This is a genomic window from bacterium, from assembly GCA_024228115.1.
In the GTDB taxonomy this organism is placed as follows: Bacteria; Myxococcota_A; UBA9160; order UBA9160; family UBA6930.
In genome coordinates, this window is record JAAETT010000177.1 from 597 (window position 1) to 21,696 (window position 21,100).

The 21,100-nt window shown below is 68.0% G+C and carries 1 protein-coding gene (running past one end of the window); it reads right to left on the reverse strand.

Translation table 11 applies throughout. The features are described 5' to 3' along the window. Positions 1-21,100, reverse strand: the 3' portion of a protein-coding gene (locus tag GY937_09105) for an LEPR-XLL domain-containing protein (GenBank protein MCP5056867.1). Its footprint extends 29,261 nt past the window's final position; only the last 21,100 of its 50,361 coding nucleotides appear in the window; its start codon lies beyond the right edge, outside the window; its stop codon occupies positions 1-3.

Here is a 21,100-nt window from a genome sequence, read left to right on the forward strand (position 1 = left end):
TTAGTGCAGCCAGCGCTTCCACCAGCGGGTTCCTCGGTCGTCCTCGCCGTGATCGCGCCCGCTCCCGTTCGATCGTTCTCGGTCGCCCGCGCGGTCGACCACCTGCGGGCGGTCGTCGTCAAAGGGCTTGCGCGGGTCCTGCGGCGCATTCGTCTCCTCGCGGCTCCAGAAGCGGCGCGGATCGGCCGCCACCGCCTCCAGGGTCGCGCCGGCCGGCAGGATCGCCCCGTCCGGAACGACCGTGCGCGGACCGATGCGGACCCCGTCACCCACCTGCGCGCCCGCGCCGATGACGGCACCGCGTCCCACGTGGACGTCGGCACCCAGCGAGGCACCCTCGCCGACCTTGGCGCCCGACTCGACGCGAACACGGTCGCCGAGCATCGCAGATGCCGAGACGTCGGCCGTCCTTGCGATCTTGACGGCCTCTCCGCGAATCGGCGCCGCCGGGGTCGCGTCCGCGGGCTGCGGCTCCGGCAACGCGGGACTGGGGATCAGCCGAGCGCCCGCGGCCAAGGCCGGGTCGAACCCGGTCAATCCGTCGTGCTCGAAGCCGATGATGTGGGCGAGCTCGTGGGTAACCACGGTCAGCAGGTCGATGCCTGCCACTTCGAAACCATCCGCAGTCTCGACGTCGAATTCACCGTCGTCCGCGGGCGTTTCGTCGATCCACCAGCCGTGGCCAGCCGCATCGATGTCGATCTCGACGAGCTGCGAAGAAGCCTGGCCGAGCAGCAGCCCCGGTAGATCGACGATCTCGAACCGAACCTCGCTGAGCTCGGCGACGGCGTCTTCGCCGAAGTTCTCGGCCAACCGCGCGATCGCTTCCTCGACCACCGGCGCCAACGCGGTGGGCTCCAGCGAGCCAACCGACGGGCTGTCCGACTGCGGCGCAGAAGCCGCGAGCAGCGGGGAAGGCAACGGCACCGCGGGCGGCGCGACATCCCCCGCCCGAACCTCGGCGAGCAACAGGTTGAAGTCGTCGATGTCGACGTCCCCGTCTCCATCGAGATCGCTGCCGATGCCGCTGTCCTGACGGTTTCGCAAGTCTGTCGTGAAGAGCGCGAAGTCGGCCTCGCCGACGAGCGCGTCGTCGTTCAGGTCCGCGAACACGTCACCGATCGTCGACGCCAAGGTCGCCGTCTCGCCTTGGACGGCGGCCAGCGCATCCTCGACCCAGACGCGCGCGGGGCGATCGTCGGCCGCAGGCGGCGTCGCCTCCGTCGGGTCCAGGAAGGAGAACTCCTCGAGCGAGGTCTCGGACGCAAAGGCGTCGAAGAAGGCGCGCAGCCCGACGAGACCGATGCCCTGGTCTTGCTCACGCGCGACGTCGAGGGCGTTGCCGAGCAGCAAGTCGACGCCGCCACCGCCCTCGAGAATGTCCCTTCCGGTGCCACCAATCAAGGTGTCGATGTCGTCGCCACCCAGCAGGATGTCGGCTCCGCCCTCGCCGTTCAGCAAGTCGTCCCCGGCCTCGCCGGCCAGCAGGTCGTCTCCCTCGCCGCCATTGATCGTGTCCGCTCCCGCACCGCCGAGGATCAGATCGCGGTTCTCTCCGCCGAGCAGTTCATCGGCGCCAGCGCCGCCGTCGAGGAGGTTCGTGCCCGACCCTCCATCGAGGGCATCCGCGCCCTCCCCGCCCAGCAGCAGGTCGTCGCCCGCGCCGCCGTTGACGACATCGGCGCCGAGGCCGCCGATCAGGATGTCGGCACCGGTTCCGCCCACCAGGAGGTCTGCGCCGAGGTCGCCGAAGGCGAACACCGAGCGTGTCGCGTCGCTGGCGTCGACGACGTCGGCGCCCGCGCCGGCCCCGATCCGCAGGTCCTCGATCCGCGCGTCGTGGAAGATCGACTGCAGCACACCCTCGGCCTGGTTCACCGCGACGACTCCATCGTTGATGGCGAACCGCTCCGCACGGTGCGTGCCGAGTACCGTCAGCGAGTCTGCGCTGCCGGCATCGTCGGACACCTCGATCGCTGCCTCCACGCTTCCGTCCCGCGAGAGCTGGACGAGGTACGCGTCGTCGCCGCCGAGACCTCGGAGGGTCACGGTGTCCACCGCGCCGGCCGCATCGGTCGTCGTCAGCGACGGGAGCTCCCGTACCTCGATCGTGTCCGCACCGGAGGTACCGACGAGTTCGACCTCGCCGGCGAGGGCGTCGGGGGCGAACGTGATCGACGTCGAGGTCAGCGTGCTGCGCGGCGCCGTGAGCGATCCCCCCAGGTCGATCTGCGAACCGGAGATCTCGACCGAGCCGAGGGTCAGCTCCCTTGCCCAGAGCGCGTCGGCACCGGCCCCGTCGATCAGCAGCGACGCCGTCCCCGTGGACGGATCGTATTCGATGACGCTCCCGGCCCCGAAGGACAGCCCGCCGAGCGTGTTGTCCGACGCGGTCGCGAGAAGCAGCCGGCCATCCGAATAGGCGTGAACGGCCGTCACGTCGTCCGCGGTTCCGAGCAAGTCCTGCGAGAAGAACAGCGACGTCGCTCCCGTGCTGGAGTCGAGTTCGAAGACGTCGCCCGCCCGGTAGGTCTCGCCGTCGATCGTCGCGGTCTGATCCAGCGACAACAGCGGATTGCCGTTCGCCAGGATCGTGACCGCGTCGAGATTGGCGGTCGTCCCGAGCACGAACTGCGTCGAGAAGAACGGCGACGCAACCAACGTCTCGGGGTCGAACCTGAAGATGTCGCCCGGCTGTACCGTGAGCCCCTGGAGTGTCGCCTCCGTCTCGGTCGACATCAGGAAGGTGCCGTTCTCGAGGCGGTGGAAGGCATCGATGTCTTCGTCGTTGCCCGGCCCGAACAGCGATTCCTCAAAGAGCAGTCCGCCCTGCCCCGTGCCCGGGTCGATCAGCGCGACGTCCCCGTCTGCCGCGAACACGAGCCCGACGGGCCCGACCTCGCTGCGGGAAACGGCGACACCCGGGAAGCGGTCCAGTGCGGCCTCCTCGGAGGCCGTGATGTCGCCGTCGAGCTGCAGCGTCGTGTCCGCCGTGATCGTCAGCGAGTCCCCGGCTTCGAGAGAGGTGCCTTCCGCGAAGGTCGCCGAACCGACGTCGATCGACAGCGACTCGTCTGCGCGGAGGCTCACTCCATCCGTGACCGACGCATTCCCTGTGACGCTCCACTCGAGGTTCGAGGCTGCTGTCGCGCTCGAGTCTCCGGACGCGATCGCCGAACTCGCCCCGGTGACCGACACGTCTTCACCGGCGAGCTCGAAGCCATCGACGAGGAAGAACAGTCCACCATCCACGTCGACGTTGACGTCCCCTCCGACGGAGACCAGGCTGCCGAGCCCTTCGTCACCGCCGTCCAGCACGACCCCTTGCGCGTCGATCCGGATGCTCGCACGGGCCGGCGCAGAGACGGCATCGAAGAACGAGCCCTCGACCAACTCCGTGAGCTCCGACGTCGCCGGATTCCACTCGAGAATGGCACCGCTGTCGATGATCGCGACGCCCGGATCCAGATAGCGTGCGGAACTAACAAAGAGAAGCCGACCGTCCTCGTAGGCGTGTACAGCGTCGATGGAGCCTTCGCCGATCAGCTCGTACCTTGACGCGTTCGCGATCGCGTCCTCCGCGAAGAACAGCGAGGCCGTACCGGTCACGATGTCGTACTCGAACACGTCACCCGCCTGGAAGACCTGGCCATCGATCGTGCCGTCGAGCTGTGACGAGATCAGCAGATTCCCGCTCGGGGCGACGCTGACCGCGTTGACGCCGAAGGTGTCACCGATCTCACCGAGCAAGAGCGCCGTGTCGTCGTTCGGGTCGTAGAGCACGACGGCCCGGCGATTCACCGTCAGCCCACCGATCGTCACGAGGTTGTTGGCGCTCGAACCGCTGAACGAGAGGACGTATCGGCCGTCGGGCAGCAGGTGGAAGGCGTCGAGCCCACGGTTGAAGCCCAGCGTCCCGGGGTCGAAGAGCAGCGACGCGGAGTCCGCGACCGGGTCGTAGAAGACGGCCTGGTCGTCGTTGAACAAGAGCCCGCCGAGCGTCGCCGTACCCGCACCGGCAATCGACAACGCGAGGCCCGGGTCCATCTCGACCGCTTCGGCGAGAAGGGTCGCCCCTCCATCCACCACCACGCCGACCGAGGCCGAGATCTCGATGTTGGGCGCGGTGATCGCGGCCCCCTCGTCGAACCCTACGTTGGCCCCGTCGATCGAGACCGATGCGCTCTCGAGGGAACCACCGACCACTCGCAGATCGTCGCCCGCCGCGTAGTCGGTTCGCCAAGCGACATCGAGCGTCGAACCCTCGATCGTGAGGTCGATGTCCGCATCGAGCCGGATCGCGACGGCGTCGACCGCGGTGTTCGTGACCGAGAGGTCGTCGTCCTGCGCTTGGATCTCGATCAGCCGGGCTTGAAGCGCGCTGTCGGCCACGTCGACCGGACCGGCCGGTGCGGTGACCGTGAGCCTGTCCCCGACGGTCACGCTCGCGCCGTCCATCGAAACGCCCACGCCCGACGGGCCGACCAGGCTCGTGATCGCGAGAGAATCGGACGCCTCGATCGCCGAGCCCGTTCCGAATTCGACGAAGGCTCCCTGAACCGTCAGCGATCCCTCGGTCGTGACTGCTGCGCCATCCGTGACCGACACGTCACCGGACACCGACAGGGTCAGGTCCCCTACGATGTCGAGTCGCGTCTGCTCGCCACCGATCGTGATGTTGTCCACGGTCAGCGACGCGTCGTCGGCCGAGACCTGGAAGCCATCGAGGATCGAAAGGTCGCCGCCTCCCGACGCCACGAGGCTGACGTCCGCGCCGAGTACCCGGAGATCGCCCTCCCCCGACAGCGTGATGTCGCCCGCCGTGGCCTCGAAGTCCGCATCGATCGCGCGCAGGGAACCGCCGAACGAGACGTTCTGTCCCGTCAGCGCGACGCGGCTCGCGTTCGGGCTCAGCGACAGCGCCCCCCACGACCCGGTGATCAGACCCGCATCCAGCACCAGGTTGCCGACCCCGGTGGAGGGATCCCAGCGCACGACCGCGCCGGTGCTCCAGCTGACGCCCGGAAGCGCGCCGTTGCCGATGGTCGTCATCAGCAGGCTGCCGTCGTCGAGCGCGTGGAGCCCGAAGATGTTCGAGAACTGATCGCGCGTGAAGGTCTCGCGCGCGAAGTACTTGCTGACCTCGCCCGTCGTCGGGTTCCACTCGAAGGCGTCGCCCCCGAGGAAGCGAATGCCGTCGATGTTCGACGTCAGCCTCGACGACATGACCAGGTTGCCGTTCGGCAGCATCGTGACCGCGTCCACGTCCTGGTTCTCGAAGTCGCTGAACAGGTCCTGGTCGAAGACCAGCGTCGCCGTATCGGTGCGCGGATCGTACGACACGACGTCGCCGTTGCGGAAGTCGAGGCCCCCGAGGGTCGCGTCCTCAGTCGTCGAGAGCAGGTAGGTCCCGTCACCGACTTCGTGGAACGCATCGATGTTCTCGCCGAGGTCGGCGAATGCCTGTTCGCGGAACAGGATCGAGCTCTCGCCCGTCACGTCGTCGTGCAGGATCACGTCACCCGCCCCGTAGGGGAGCGTGCCGATCGTGCCGGCGGTGGAGGCGGACAGCGCAAAGCCGTCGCCGTCCCCGCGCCAGGTCGAGCCTTCCTCGACGCTGACATCGCCACTCGACGTGATCTCCACGTCGCCCACCGCGACGTCGGCGGTGGCCAGCACCTGGACACCCGCCGCCGTGAGATCGAGCGTGCCTCCGGCGAAGCCCTCGGTCGCCACCACCTCGCCGGTGACGTCGAGAATGATGGTTTGCGCCTCGATGCCGTCCGAGCTGTCACCTGCGAGTGCCGTCGTCACTCCGCCGACCCCGAGGTCCCCGGCGCGGTACACGTGGAAGACGCCCTCCGAGCCACCTTCCAGGTGGTCCACGTCGATCAGGAACGCCTCGCCGGCGGTGCCGATGCCGTCCCGCGCGTACAAGGCGGCGGCCTCGCCCCGAATCTGGGCGCTCCCCCCTCGGTTCAGGATCCGACCCGACGAAGCGTTCAGCACGATCGCGTGGAGGACCGCGTCCGTATCGACGCCATCCGCAACCGCCTCCGCGACGCTGAGGTCCTGAGTACTCGCGCCGCCGTCGGCCGCGACTTCGTTGACATAGCCACTTGCGAGTGCAGTTCGGAGCGTCACCGCCCCCTCGCCGGAGTAGCCACTGTCGAGATCGAGCGGGTTCACCACCCCGCCGATGCCGCCGGCCCCGGCCGTCCCTGCGATCAACGTGATGTCGTTGCCGACGACGTCGGCGGCGGGAAGGCTCGGATCGGTTCCGGCCGTCTGGCCGCTGGCGACCGGATCTTCGGGATCCACCGCATCCGCGCCGTCGAGGATGAACAGCGCCGACTCGAGCCACACGTCCCCGGTTCGAGACAGGATCGTGTCGACGAGCAGGTTCGCCGAAGTGCCGACGAGCACGACGTCGCCGTTCGCGACCGCCGTGACCCCGCCGAACTCGATGAGCTCCAACGGGTTGTCGACGCTGCCAATCGAACCGCTCTCAGCGACCAGCACGGCGCCGGAGCTCTGCAGATTGGTGAAGTCGTGATCGAGCCCGTCGACGATGGACCCACCCGTGGGCGCGGTCAGATGGACGACGCCACCGGAGTAGATCGTCCCGATCTCGAGATCACCAGTCGGTGTGGTCAGATGGATGTCGCCGCGGGCGCGCGCGTTCACCAGGCCCGACTGCGGGTCGACGATGAAGGGAGCGAGCGCCGTGCCGATCGAGCCGTTGGCGGCTTCGAGCACGAGCTCCCCGGTCGTCAGCGTTCCGGTCAACGCGAGGTCCCCATCGACCTTCACCCGGACGCTGTCCGTCCCGGCGTCGATGCCGGCCAAGGTCACGTCGTCCTCGGAGCCGAGGTCGACGCGTCCGTCGGCGGTGATCGTGACCTCGCCACTCGCTCGGATGTCGAAGTCCTCGGCGAGCTGGATCCGCACCGTTTCGATCTGGCCGATCTGGGAACTCGGATCGACGATTGCGGGGCTCAGCGAGACGCCCGTCGCGCTCTCCGGCACCAGGTCCGTCGCCACCGTGATGGACGTCCCGTCGATGGCGACGATCTCCAGCGCTTCGCCCGCCGTGTCGTTGAACGACGTGCCTTGGATCTCGAGGAAGCCGCCGACGGCGAACCCGCTGCCGAGCGTCGCACCCGACACCTCGAGGGTGCGCAGATCGGTCACGAGCACCTGGATCGCCGCGCCGGTCACGCCGTCGAACGCGATGTAGGTCACGTCTTCGCGCTCCGCCTGTGCCAGCACACCCCTCTGCTCTTCGGTCAGGGTGATCGGGTCCACCGGACTCGTGTCGATGTCGAACGCGGCTTGCTGTGAGCCGATGCCGGCGCCGTCCACGTCGATCGTCACGTCGACGCCGACGACGTTCGGATCCTCGATGTCGACCGTCGTGTCACTGGTCGCGAGCAACAGGCCCGCGCTGTACGTGGTCAACAGCTCGTCCGCGGTCCACTCCCGCGTTCCGCTCTCGAGGGCGGCAGATTCCTCGGCGGTGAGCGTGTAGGTGAAGTCCGGATCGAAGCTGTCCCCGAAGCTCCCGTAGAAGGCATGCAGCGCGTGGTAGGCCAGCGTCTCGGCCGCCTCGAGGTCCTCGACCTCGGTCTGCGAGAAGCCGAGGGCGAGCAGGTCGGTCACGGTCGCGTCCGGGAAGGAGAGGACGTGATCCGGGTCGTAGACGTTGACGCGATAGACGAGCTCGTCGCCGACGGAGAGTCCGGCTGCCGGCAGCGCGTCGCCGACGAGGCCATCGACGGCATCGAAGGTCAGCAGCTCGCCCGTCGACACGACCGTGAGGCCGTGGTCGCCAGCGATCTCGCTCGCACGGAGCTCGAAGGCTTCGCCCCCGATGCGGTCCGACACCTCGATCGTCGACCCGTCGCTCGAGACCACGAACAGCGTCGCGCCGTCTTCGAGGTCCGCGGGTTCGACGCGACTGATGGGGGTGGCGCCGGTCTCGGCCACGAAGGCCACGAGATCGCCCGTCTCGAGCCCCGCACCCTCGAGCACGATCGTGTCCGCAGCCGGGTCCAGGTCCGCTCCCGGGTCGAACAGCGTCACGGGCAGGAGCGTCTCGGTCCCGACCAGGTTCAGCAGCGCGAGGCGATCGGAGCCGACCGTGTCCACCGCCAGCGAGAACTGGTCCGTTCCGACGTCGCGGGCGTAGTAGATCACGCCGCTGTCGAGGCCGACGCCACCTCCCGAATCGCCGCCCCCGTACGCGAGGGCCTCGCCTTCGCTGAAGCCGTGGTCTTCGAGCGTCACGACGCCGAACGAATCGAGTAGCGCGACCGCGTCCAGGTCCTCGTCCGCCCCGTCGAAGGATGACCCGTCGAACACGAGGATTGCCGTCGCGGTCCCGTCGGCGTCATAGGCGACCACGTCGCTGCTGCCGAACGAGAGACCGCCCAACGTGGTGTCGTCGAGGCCTTCGACGGTCAGCAGCAGCAGTTCCGTGTCCCCCACGGTCAGCACCGACACGCCGTTCACGTTGCGGTCCTGATCGGTGTTGACCGCGGGATCGCTCCCGAAGAGGTCCTCGTCGAACAAGATCGTTGCGGATGCCGGGGAGCGGTCCCACCGCGCCACGTCGCCATCGCGGATCGTCGCCGACGAGAACTCCAACTCGCCGAGCTCATTGAACCCGATTCGGACGGCGCTCCCGGCGAGCTCGCCGAGCGTGTCGTCCAGAGTCCCGCGCACCTGGTCGTAGAACTCGTTCAGCGTGTACGTCGTCTGAGGGATGTCCAGACTGCGGCCCGCTCCGGCGGCGAAGACCGAGAAGCCAGCATTCGGCGTCACCTGGATCTTGTGATTCTCCTTCACGAAGGCGTCGAAGATCGCTCCCCACCCGTCGATGATCGCGTCAGCGCCGGCCGGACCGCCCTCGAGCCGGGCCTCGATGCCGGTTTGCGTGAAGTCGAGCTGAATCCGAAGCCCGAGGTCGCCCGCCAGGAGAGCCTGGTTGATCTGCCCCTCGATCAGTTCGGCCATCTGCTGGCCATCGTTGACGGTGTCGCGGAAGATCGCGTTGCCGATCGTGAACCCGGACACGCCGAGGCGGCTCGCGGCGAGTTCGATCTCATCGCGCAGGTTGATCACGCCCGTCCCGCCCGTTAGGCCGGTGAACTCGAGGTCTTCGTCGGGCACCAGGTCGAGCAACTCGAAGCCCGCGAAGGTGTGCAGGGAGACCACCCAGATTCCTGTGTTGATCTGCCCGACGCTGGCGGTGATCGTGTCGTCGGCAGAGAACAGAACCGAGCCGTCCGCACTCGTGTGGAACGCATCGATGTTCCAGAGGCCGCTCCCCGCGAAGCGGATTTCGGCTGTTCCGGCCGACGGGTCGTAGGCCACGATGTCGTCGGGTCCGAACGAGAGCCCCGCCAGGGTCGCGTCGCCGTCGGTCGAGAGCAGGATCGTGCCGTCGTCTTCGACGAACACCGCGTCGACCTGAGCGCTGCCCGACAGCAGCGACGTGTCGAAGAGCCGCTCATTGGACTCGGCGCTCTGATTGACCTCTCGCAGACCGCCGGTCGCGACCGAGGTGTCCCCGAAGAGGGTCGCGGCGTCGGTGGTCGACAGCGCCAGGACGTTGGACAGCTCGATGTCGCCGCTGGCGAAGGACGACCCATCCGCGATCACCGCGAAGCCCTGCCCACCGCTCGCGTCACGGCCGTCGACCTCGAGGAACTCGTCCGCCTCGAAGCGCACCTGGTCCTCGGCGAACTGGACCGCGCCGCCGTCACCCACCGAGACGACGAAGGTCGTCGCCGGATCGATCGGGTCACGGGCGTTCAGCACGTCGATCCCGTCGTAGGGCTGGGTGTCGCGCAGGTTCCAGTAGCGCCGATACTCCGCCTCACGCACGGACGCGAACTGCTCCTTCAGCGCGGCGACCTTGTCGTCCACGTCGTCGCCCGTGAGCTGCAGATCGGCCCAGAGCCCACCCTCCAGGTCGGCCAGCGTTCGGTCGTCCACACGCTCAACCGCGTTGACGTCGATCAGGCTGCCGCCGCCGGCCACGCTGATGCCGACGTTCCCGCCGGCGACGATCTCGCTCACCGGGAAGTCGAACCCGCCGGAAGAGGAGTCGTAGTCGAGGAAGACGTCGCCCGCCGCGAAGACCTCGAGCGGTGCCATCTGCTCGAATCCGGCGACGCCGTCGCCCGCATCGCCGTCGATCGTCACGGGAAGCTCTGCGCTTCCGACACCGCCCCCCTCGGCCACGATCAGCAACCGATCGAGAGCGCGCACCGAATCCGCCTCACCGCTCCCGACGAAGCCTCCCGCAGTCGAGACTTCCACGGCGCCGAGCACGGACGAGGCCTGGTCGAGCTCGATCGTGCCGTCGCTCACGTTGGTGAGGAAGACGTCGCCACCCTGGGCGCCAGCCTCGAGGCGCCCGCCGTCGCTGACGAGCGTTTGGAGGGGCTGCTCCTCCGTGCCGATTCCGCCGACGGTTTCGTCGACGCCGAAGAGGCGGACGTGATCGCCACCGACGCTGACATCGGGAGACGCGGTGATCGTCTCGCCCACCACGTGGGTCACGCCGTCGGGATTCCGAATGCCGCCCAGCAGGTTGACGGAGCCCTGGCCGGACTGAATCGACACGTACTCTTCGGCCTCCGGATCGACGGCACCGAAGAACGTGATCCCGATCGGGCGGTCGGCCTCGATGCTGTGCGTGTGGAGGTTCTGCGTCGTCTGGCGAGTTTCGTAGGTCGACGTGTAGGTCGTCGAGATTCCGAAGGGGTCGTTGTCCGTCTGCGACGACGAGACCAGCACGGCTTCGCCGGTCGTCTCGACCGACCGCGTGTTGAACGCGTAGCCGCCCGTCACGTCCGGGTCGAGCACGAAGTAAGGCGCAGTATCGGTCGGCGTGCCGACGGTCAGCACCGTCTCGTCGCCCTGGGTCGTGATCTCCGAGGGGTCCGGCTCGGCGATGTCGAGCCAGTTCTCCGTCGTCTCCTGGGTCAGCGTGAAGACCGAGCCGGTCTCGACGGCGACGGACCAGTTGTAGCGCCAGCCCTCGGCCGGCTGATAGTCGAGCGTCCCGGAGCTCGACTCGGCCAGCGTGACCGGGTAGATCCGATTGTGCTCCGTCCCTTCAGGCACCTGGAAGAACAACTGGTTGCCCGCCAGCGCGTCGGCTTCCGTCGCAGCCAGTTGGAAATCCTGGTAGAGAAGGGAGCCGGGGAGCGGGGGAAGAATGATCGCCCAGAGGATCGTTCCGTCCTCGATCGGCGTGCCATCTGCGTAGCGGAACGGTTCGTTGCCGTCCGAGTCGAACACCACCGCCGAGGAAACAGACACGTCATTACCCAGTCCATGGCCAGAGTGGCTTTCGAAGGTCCCGGTCAGGGGATCGTAGAGATGCTCTGTGGTGCCGTCTCCGTTGCCGATGATCGACCTGGGACTTGCGTCGGCGGCGAACAACGACTCCCGCACGCTGCCGTCCGGGAGCCGGGAGAAGGTCGTGACCGACACGTTCTGGACGTCGATATCGAGCTCGCCGTCCGAGCCGAAGTACACGTCGACCCGAGCGCCGTTCGCGGCGCCCACTGCAGCTGCGATGGAATCCCGGACGTGGGCCCGATATCCCTCCCAGCTAAAGGTCCCCGCCTTGACGGTGAGGGGTGTGATCACGCCCTGTTGCACGATCGTGAGGTCGACATCCTCCGTGAGCGTCACGTTGATTCGCTCGGTGAGGACCTCCGACACCCAGTCTTCCAGGAGGACGCGCCGCGCGAAGCTGAGCGAGGGGCCATTCAAGGAGATCTTGAGGTCGATGCCCTCTCGATCGAAGTCCAAGTCCGCCCCTCCATCGATCGTGTACAGGGGGTCCTCCGGGAAGCCCGGATCGACGTAGGAGTTGAAGCTGTTTCTGAGTTGGGCGAGAAGGCCTGTTCCCTCGCTGGCAGTTCCCGCGTTGACCGACCACTTCAACGGGACCGGGGGCTCGAGCGGCATTCCGCTCTGGTCGAACTCCTGGACGATTCGCGCGTCGGCAAGACGCGCACCGATATCGAAGTTGTTCCCGAAATTCACGCGGCGCACGACGCCGTCCGCCAGGTCGATCAAGTCGTCGATCCCGTCGAACGAGAACGTGGTCTTGGCCTTGAGGGCGTTCTCGTCTCCGAACTGGCCGGAGATGCTCTCCCCGAGAGCGGGGTCGCGGAACCGGACCACCCCCACACCGGGGTTGGACAGGTCGATCTCGCCCACCGTAACGTCGAAGGTGGTCGAGTTCACGATGTCGACGATCGGGTAGCCACCGAGCACCCGCACTTCGCCGTTGCCCGTATTCAGCACCCGGCCATCGATCTCGACGAGTCCGCCCGTGCTCCGGATGTCGCCGATCAGCCAGCTGTTCGCGCCCGCGTCGAAGCCGACCGAGACGCCGTCGACCACGGTCGGGCCGTTCGTCAGGATCTGGCTGCGCAGCCCCGTCGTCAGATCGAGGTCGTACCGCTCACGCCCGCTCTCGATGATGCCGTTGAGGTTCAGGTATTCCGCGCGGATGAAGATCTGGCTGGCGCGAATCGCCGTCGCCTCGGACGGCTCCTCGGCCAGCACGTTCGCGATGGTTTCGGCCGCCGCCGGCGCCGTGACGCCGGGGAGTCCGTCGAGCGCGGACCGCTCGGAGGCCGTGAGGGCCCGGTTCGTATGGGAGCCCGCGAGTCCGCCCGGGAAGGCAGCCCGTACCGCATCCTTGACCGAGTCCGCGTAGCTGAGGCCGAACGAGGCATTGAGCTCGGAGTTGGTATCGGCCCCACCCAGAAGGGTGTTGGCGAAGGTCTGCCACGCGGTCTGTTCTGCCGACGTGCCTTCGGCCACCGCTCCGATCGGGGTGATGTCCGCGAGTTCCATCCCGCTGACGATCTGGAACGAGGGCCCGGCCGTCGCCGCGGCCCACGGCTCGAAACCGACGCCATCGATATCGAACTCGGTAACCCCATCCACGATCAATCGACCGCCCGCGGTGATCGTCAGGCTGGCCGACGAGATCGTGCCCTCGACGATGATGTCGCCGGTGCCCTGAGACGCGGTCTCGAGCGTCACATCGGCCGACACCGCATCGATGCCCTGCCCGCCATCCTGCGCGCCCAGGATCGTCAGGTCCGGCCACGTGTAGCGCGTGCCGTTGGCGACGTTGTAGATCGCGACGTCGAGCGTGTTCTCGATGACGATCTGCGGCACGTCGGTCGCGGTGTTCGGAATCGTGTCGAAGTCCGCTGTCACCGTGGTGTCGTCGAGCGTGACGCCACCCGAGGTCTCGTTGCGGATCGAGATCGCGTCGTTGCTCTCGACCGGCAGCGCGTTGAAGAAGAGGCCCCCATTGGTCGGCGGGATGGTCATCCCGGCGATCTCCAGGAACGCCGGGGTCTCGTTCGTGACCGTGATACTCGCATCTCCGGGCGCGTCCCAGACACCGGAGCCGACCAGGTCGCCGGTCCGCACCAGCACCGGCCCGGCCTCGGCCGTCAACGCGCCGATTCGCGCGATCAGTACGTCGACGGTGACGGGAAGGCGGTCGCCGTTGCCCGCGATCGGGGCCCCCAACAGCTGCTCGACGCCGAGTTCGGTCTCGAGGCGCTCGATCTCTCGCAGATAGAAGTCGCGGAGCTGGATATCGCCCCCCCCGACGGTCGCCAGCCGGGACCTGGCGTCGTTCAACTCGCCCACCAGCAGGGACGTGTAGTCGCCGCTGGAATTCGACAGGAAGGAGCTGTCGCCGAGCGTGTGCGCGTCGCGCTTGGACGCATCGAGGGTGAACTGAAGGCGGCCGTCGACCGACTGCACCTCGACCGTGCTCGCCCCGAGAATCGCATCGATCGCTGTCTGCACGTGGGCCACCAGCAAGGCCTCGGTGGCGAAGCTGCCGGATACGACTTCGATCGTCGAAGAGGTGCCATCGTAGATCAGCTCGAAGATCACGTCCGTCAGCAGTTCGCTACCGCTGACGACCGCGTTGAGGGCGCCCTCGGCGACGCCGTCGCTGTAGACCCAGCCCGTGACGCCCAGGCCACCCGCATCGGGCGACGTCGTGTCCCAGCCGGTCAGCTCGACCCGCTTGAAGCGCTCGGTGCCGGTCCGCACCGTGCCGTCCATCCGAACGATGCCGACCGTGTCGTTGTCGACGTTGCCCCGGGCGATGCTGGCCGCTCCGTTGAACTCCCCGCTCAACGAGAAGCCTCCCGCCGTCTGCTCGGCGTTCGCGTACGCGTCGTGCAGCGCCGTCTTGTCCGCCCAGAGGCGAGCGACGCCGGCGCTCTGCACGAGCGCGTCCGCGGCGACTTCGATGAAGTTCGTCGCGGTCAGCGTGGCGGTCGCATTCAGGTTCTCGCTCGAAATGAGGCTACCGGAGAAGCCGTCGTGCCGAGCATCGACAGACAGGTCATCCAGGCCGAAGGCTCGATCTGTGCCCGCCAGCAGCGAGACGTCGCCGCGCGCCGACAGCACCGCGCCCTGCCCCACCACGATCTCGTTGTCGGGCGTCAGCGTCGCAGTGACGGTTCCGTTCACCGGAGTCGCACCGCCATACGTCTCGGTGCTCGACGTGACGTCGAGCGCGCCGTCGGTCCGTGCCTCGAGGACCAGCTGGCCGGGGCTCACCAACGTCGCGTCCTCCGCGATGTCGATGCGCGCCGTGACGTCGTCGGCCTCGACCGAGGTGGTCGTGTCATTGACCGCGACACCGCCGCCGGTGCCCAGCACCACCGAACTCTGGACATCGATCTCGTTCTGGACGTTCAGCGTAAAGACGTCGTCGTCGCTGACGGCGCCAATCACTTCCAGCACCGCGTCGGCACCCACCTCGATCACGGAGTCGAGTTCCAGCGTCGTCGAGGTATCAACCCCCCCGCCGGTCAGCGCTCCGCCGCTCGCAGCCCAGAAATTCGCCCGGACTGCACCGACGCCATCCGAAACCGGATCGAGCTGCGGCTGCGTCAACCGATTGGTGGCATCGAGATCGATGTTGCGGGCCTCGATCGTCGACCCGTCGCCGATCTTCGTGCGCACGGTCGGCCGGATCGTGTGCTGGATCGTCGCTCCGCCGCCACTCAAGAAGCCACCGGCGATCGCGCGCGTCCGCGAGTTGAACTCGGTCTCCTGCGTCGATTCAACGTCGAGCTGGCCGTCACCGCTCCCAGCCGTCGTCCCGGAGACCAGGTCGATGTCGACGTTGTGGCCGATTTCGGCGCTCGTCACGGTGGTGAAGTCGAACTCGGGCTCCGCGGCGGCGATCCCGCCGAGGATGCCTCCGGCCGCGATCAGCGCTTCCATCTCGCCGGTGTGGTTGCCGTCTGCGTTGACCGTGACGTTGTCCGCGACGACCGTCACCGCACCGGGCGTTCCCGACGCCACGTCCTCTAGATCCGCACCCAGCCGAGCACGGGTGACGGTATCGACTTCGACCGTGCCCAGGACCCGCCCGACGCCCAAGGCGATCCCGATGCCGATCCCATCCGGGTTCGCAGACAGGGTGGCCGTGTTCGTGGCATCGACGAGCACATCGCCGTCGATCGTCAGTTCCGGGCCGGGCTCCACCGCCGCGACGACTTCGCCACGGTCTCGCGCGTCGGCCGAGGTGCCGACCAAGCCCAGCAGGCCGCCGCCGGAGCTCGCAAAGGCGTTGGATTCCGCTGACAGCTCGTTGGCCGCCGCCGTCTGGGCCCCTTGGACCGTCAGCGAGGATCCGGTGACATCGCCGGACACACCCGCGAAAACCGTCGCATCGAGATTTGCGTCGGAAAGGGATGCGCCGATCGCGAGACCGACCGCCACCGACGCACCGTACGCTTCGGCCACCGCACGCGGAGACACTGCGGTCGCGAGCACCGAGACGTCCCCGCCGGTGACGTCGCCGCCCACCAGGCTTGCGGTCACCGTGGGATTGACCGTGGCTCGCGGCCGCGCCGCGTTCAGCGACGCACCGACGCCGCCGGTCGCGGCCCAGGCATCCGCGTCTCCATGGATGTCGGCTTCGGCCTCGATCACCACGTCGCCGCCGGCCACCAGCGTCGCATCGTCGACGATGGCCTCGGAGCTGCCCCCGGCATCGACGAACGCGAACATCGCGCCGACGCCCAGTCCGAGCCCCACGGCACCGCCGTCGGTCTCGGCCTCCGCGCGGGCCGCGGACTGCGACCGCACCGTCACCGAGCCAGCCGTTGCCGTGATCGTCGGAGAGACGCTCGACGTCGAGGCGTCCCCGATCAGCGCGCTGACGTCGGCGTTGGCCGTGGTCTCGGACCAACCACCCGCCGCGGCGAGCGCGAGCGCCCCGGAACCACCGATCGCCTCCGCGCGAGTGGCCTCCGTGACGACCGTGCCGTCGACGAGCACGTTATGCAGCGCTTCGACCAGGATGTCACCCGTGGAGGTCAGCACGGACGCATCGGCAATGGATGCCCGCACCGTGGGCGTGTTTCGCGACAGCGCCACACTCGCGCCGAGCGCCGCGGTACCCGCAACCGCGATGCCGACCGAGAAGGCCTCGGGGTCCGCCTCGCTCCGGGCTCGCACCAGCAGGTCACCCGTCGCGTCGATGTCGGCGCCGCTGTCGATCGTCGCGGTGACCGTCGGCGTGAACTCCGCGACCGCCCCCGCGCCGGTGAGTGCGAACAATCCCGGCCCGCCAGAGCCCATCTGCGCTTCGACCTGGTCGAAGTCGCCGACCGAGGCGGCCTCGACCGTCACGTCGCGGACGGCGCTGTCCTGACCAAAGTCCGTGTCACCGAAGGTGGCCGTCGTCGACCCGGCGAGGAAACCGGCGCCGTACGAGACGCCGACCGCACCGAGCAGGCCGAGGTTCGCCCCGACGGCCTGGGCTCGGTCGATCGTCCGATCGGCCTGCGCCCGCAACGTCAGATCACCACCGCCGAGGTCCAACGTCGCGCCATCGCCGATCGTCGCGGCCTGGGAACTGCGATCGTTCACGACGGCGATCACCGCGCCACCGGCCGTGCCGGCCGCCTGCCCCTGGAAGGCCAGGGAGTACAGCGTCGACTCGTACAAGGCCTCGACGACCAGCGCCTCCCCGGCACCGCCGCTCAGCGTGACGGTCGCACCGGCCCCGACGAAGGCATCGACCGAGTTGCGCAGCGTGCCGATCGCGACACTTCCGCCCGCGGCGATCACACCCACGCCGACCTGGCCGGAGATCTGATAGACGTCCGCGACGTCGACGGCTCGCACGTTCAGGCTCGCACCGGAGCTGACCGAGGCGCCCGACCCGACGAAGGCGGTCGTGCCCTGGACCGCGCCATCGCTGGCCAGGGCGCTCGCCGACGAACCCGACGGCACCTGCAGCAGGCCGTCGCGCAGGCCGTCGGTCAGACTCCCGAGGAAGCTCTCCGTGTCCGTCGATCCGAGGGCCGCGTAGTCATCGATATTGCCGGCCAGGGTGCTCCCGGCACTCGTGGCCTCGCTGTACTCGGAGGACAGCGCATCGGCCGTCACCACGGTTTCTTCCGATGAGTCCGCCGTGTTTCCATCCTCGTCGCGCTGCTCGATCTCGATCGACGAATCGAGTCCGGACCCGATCAACCACACCGAGACGGCGCCGGTGATCGTCCCGATGCCGGCGCCGAAGCTCACCGCGTAGCTCTCGACCACCTCGTCGGACAACGCCAGCACATCGACGTCGTTGAGAGCCGCCACGTCGCCGAGAATCGACGCGTTCGTGTCATTGCGGATGAGGCCGACGTCCACGGCTCCGGCGACGGAGACGAGGCCACCCGCACCGCCTCCGGCGGCGCCCAGGGCCTGAACCTCGTTGGCCGCAACGACGCGGACCTTCTGATCGGAGGCCGCACGGGTCCCGTTGTCCGCCCGCCGGTTGACGCGCGCGTTCGCTTCGATGGATGCGGTCGTGTCCGAGTCGATTTCTTCGTAGGTCCAACCGCCCGCGAGCCCGAAGTAGATGCCGCCGTTGGCCGTCGCGCCGATCTGGAACAGCTCCTCGCTCGAGGTCGCCTGCACCGCGACGCCCGCGAAGTCGGCATCCGTCTGATAGATCGAACCGTCTGCGCCGTGGTTGGTCAGGGTTCTGCCTGCCGTATCGCGCTCACCGGAGAGGACGTTGGTGAGGCCCGTCGACTGGCCGAGTGCATCGACCGTCGCGTAGTCCCCGATGAAGGCCTGTGTGTCCTTCTCGATCTCGGCGTAGGCCCAGCCGATCCCCAGGCCCCCGTACTTGCCACCCGAAACGCCGCCGCCAAGCGCCCAGTGCTCGGTCGCATCGTCGGCGTGCACGAGCACGTTGCCACCGGCGAAGACCAGCGCACCGTCCTGGACGGCCTGGCCCTCGAGCGCCGTGGCGTCATCGCCGATGAAGGCCTTCGTCGACGTGGTCAGGAACGCGAGCGTGCCAGAACCACCGCCGCCGCCGGCTCCGCCCCCCGCGAGGGTGGCACCGACCATCACGTGGTCTTCGATCGCACGGGCCGAGACGACGACATCCTGCTCGGCGTAAACCTGCGCTCCGTCATCGATGTAGGCCTCGGTCGTCGCGTCGAGCAGGCTCGTGTCGATCGCGATCGCCGCACCCAGGCTCTTCTGCGCGGTCGCGGCCGCGACCGCGGCACCCAGGCCTTGGCGGAAAAAGTCGTTCCCGGCTGCAACGAGCACGCTCTGCGCGTCCCCCGCAGTCGCCGAGCCATCGTCGTCCGGATCCTCGTTGATGATCGCGTCCTCGGCGACCCGGGCCGAGGTCAACGTCGTGAAGTCCGTCACCACGCCACCCACCGCGGCCGCGAAGAGCCCCTCCTGCGCCGTCGACACGGTCGCCGACATACCCATGACGGCGAGGTCGTCCATGTTGATCGCGGTGACCGCGACACCCTGGATGGCCGTCGTTTCCACCGCGGACTGGCGTTTCTGGGTCAGCGACTCCTCATCCGCCTCGCTCGCGTTCGAGGTGTTCTGCGGTGTCAGATCGACATCGTCGAAATCGCCCGGCGCACCGATGTCGAAGGTGGCGAGGTCGGGGATCTGGTCGCGATCTTCGACATCCACGGCGACATCGGAGGCGAGCTCCGTATCGACGAAGCTGACGTCGAATTCGCCCGTCGCGACGGAGACGCCGCTGCGCGTCGCGAGCCCGACGACCTTCGCGTTCTCGCCGACGACGGCTTCGGTCACTTTGCGGAACTGACCCGCGGTGATCCCAATCCCGATGCCCGAGCCGTTGTCCGAGTAGGCCACGTTGCCGGCGAGGAAGTCCAGTTCGGTGTCGTCGACCGCAGACACGATGACGTTGCCCTGGGCGACCAGGGAGGCACCGCCAGCAGGTGTCGTCGCTCCGGCGATCAGCGCCTGCGTCTCGATCCCACCTTGGAAGAAGGTCGCATTGCCGAGGAAATTCCCCGAGAGGCCCAGCCCCCCTGATGACCCGCCGCCAACGTCGGCCGACGCACCGATGGATACGGCGACTGCGAATAGATCTTCGCGGGAATCGGCCTGAACTTCGATGTTGTTGTCAGCCTCGAGGTCGGCTCCTGCACCGACGATCGCCTGCGTGACCTTGTCGAGCACGACGCCACCGACGCCAACGACGCCCGCTGCGCCCTGCTTGCTGCGCGCGACCGAGACGCCACCCACGACGGACGTCATCGTCGTTGCGCTCGCAGCGAGCAAGGTCAGACTCGCGTCCGAGACCAGCAGGTCACCATCGCTGGCGGCAATCTGGGCGTTCTCACCGACTTCGGCCACCGTGACCTCGGTCAGGATGCTGCCCCCGAGCTGAAGCGAGGCGGCCGAATCGCCGAAGGCGCCCGTGAAGGCGATCGGGAACATCTCCTCGAATGAGGTCGCGACGATCGCGACCCCGGTGACGCTGGCGGTCAGCTTGTTGCCATCGCCGTCCTTCTGTCCGGTGAAGACCGAGCTCGAACCTTGCTCACCCTTCGCGGTGATCTGGGCGAAGTCACCCACGGTCGCGCGGGTGTCATCCACGCGATCCAACCACGCGACGGCGAAGCCAAGCGCGATGGAGTCGCTATTCGCAAGCGCGGCGTTCCCGTCGATGACGTCGAAGTCGAAGTCGCTGTCGGCGGCGATCACGACGTTCCCTTCGGCCGTGACCTTCGCGGCGCCCGCCGCCGAGGTGGCGTCGTCACCGATGTACGACTGTGTGTCGACGTCGATGTCGTAGAGCCCCGCGGAGCCGACGAACGTGATCTCGTCCCCCGAATATCCGCCCGCGATCGCGAAGCCGGACACGCCGAGTTGCGAGAAGGCCCCGACTCCGACATGCACACCGGCGTTCACCGTCACGCCATCATCGATGAAGGCCGTGACGTCCTGGTCGACCCGAAGGATGTCGAAGGCGCCCGCCACGGATGCGTTGTCGGACGAGATCGCCAGCGAACCTGCGATCTTGAGCGACTCGATCTCGCTCTTGCTCTCGACCGACACGCTGCCACCAGCATTCACTGTGGCATTGGAGATCGCCGCGGTCGCCCCGGAACCCTCAATGGAGTCGTCGAAGCTCTCAGAGAAACGACCACTCGTCTTGCCCGAGATCCCCGAGGTGAAGAGGTCGACGATCGCGCTGAACGCGGCAGGGCTCGCCTCGCCGAACTCGGTCGCGACGGCTGCGACCGCTTCGTCGCTGGCGTCTGCCGCCGAGAAGGTGTCGTCAAAATCATCGCTCTCCAGCGCTGCGTCGGTGCCGGTGAAGCTGATGGCGCCGCCGATTCCCCAAGCGGTCGCGGACCCCGCGAAGGCGAGCTGAGCCGAAGCCGTGCTGTCTCCGAGCTCGACGGCACCTCCGACAGCCACGCTGTCGATCTCCGTCAACGAGAGCGCCGCAACGTCCACGTCGCCCCGGGCCGAAACGTCTCCTTGAAGGATCGCCGTGACATCGTTCTTCGACGTGCCCACGTCGGCGGCTCCCGCCAAGGTCGACCCTCGCCCGAAAGCCAGGGTGCCCGCGAAGGTGAAGGCCTGGAGGTCGTTCGCCGCGTAGACCGCAACGCCCTGGTCTGCATGGGCTGCGGTAGCGTTCTCGGAGCCTTGATGGATCGATGCGGAATCGGCGACCCGTGCGACCGTGTCCGAGTCGATG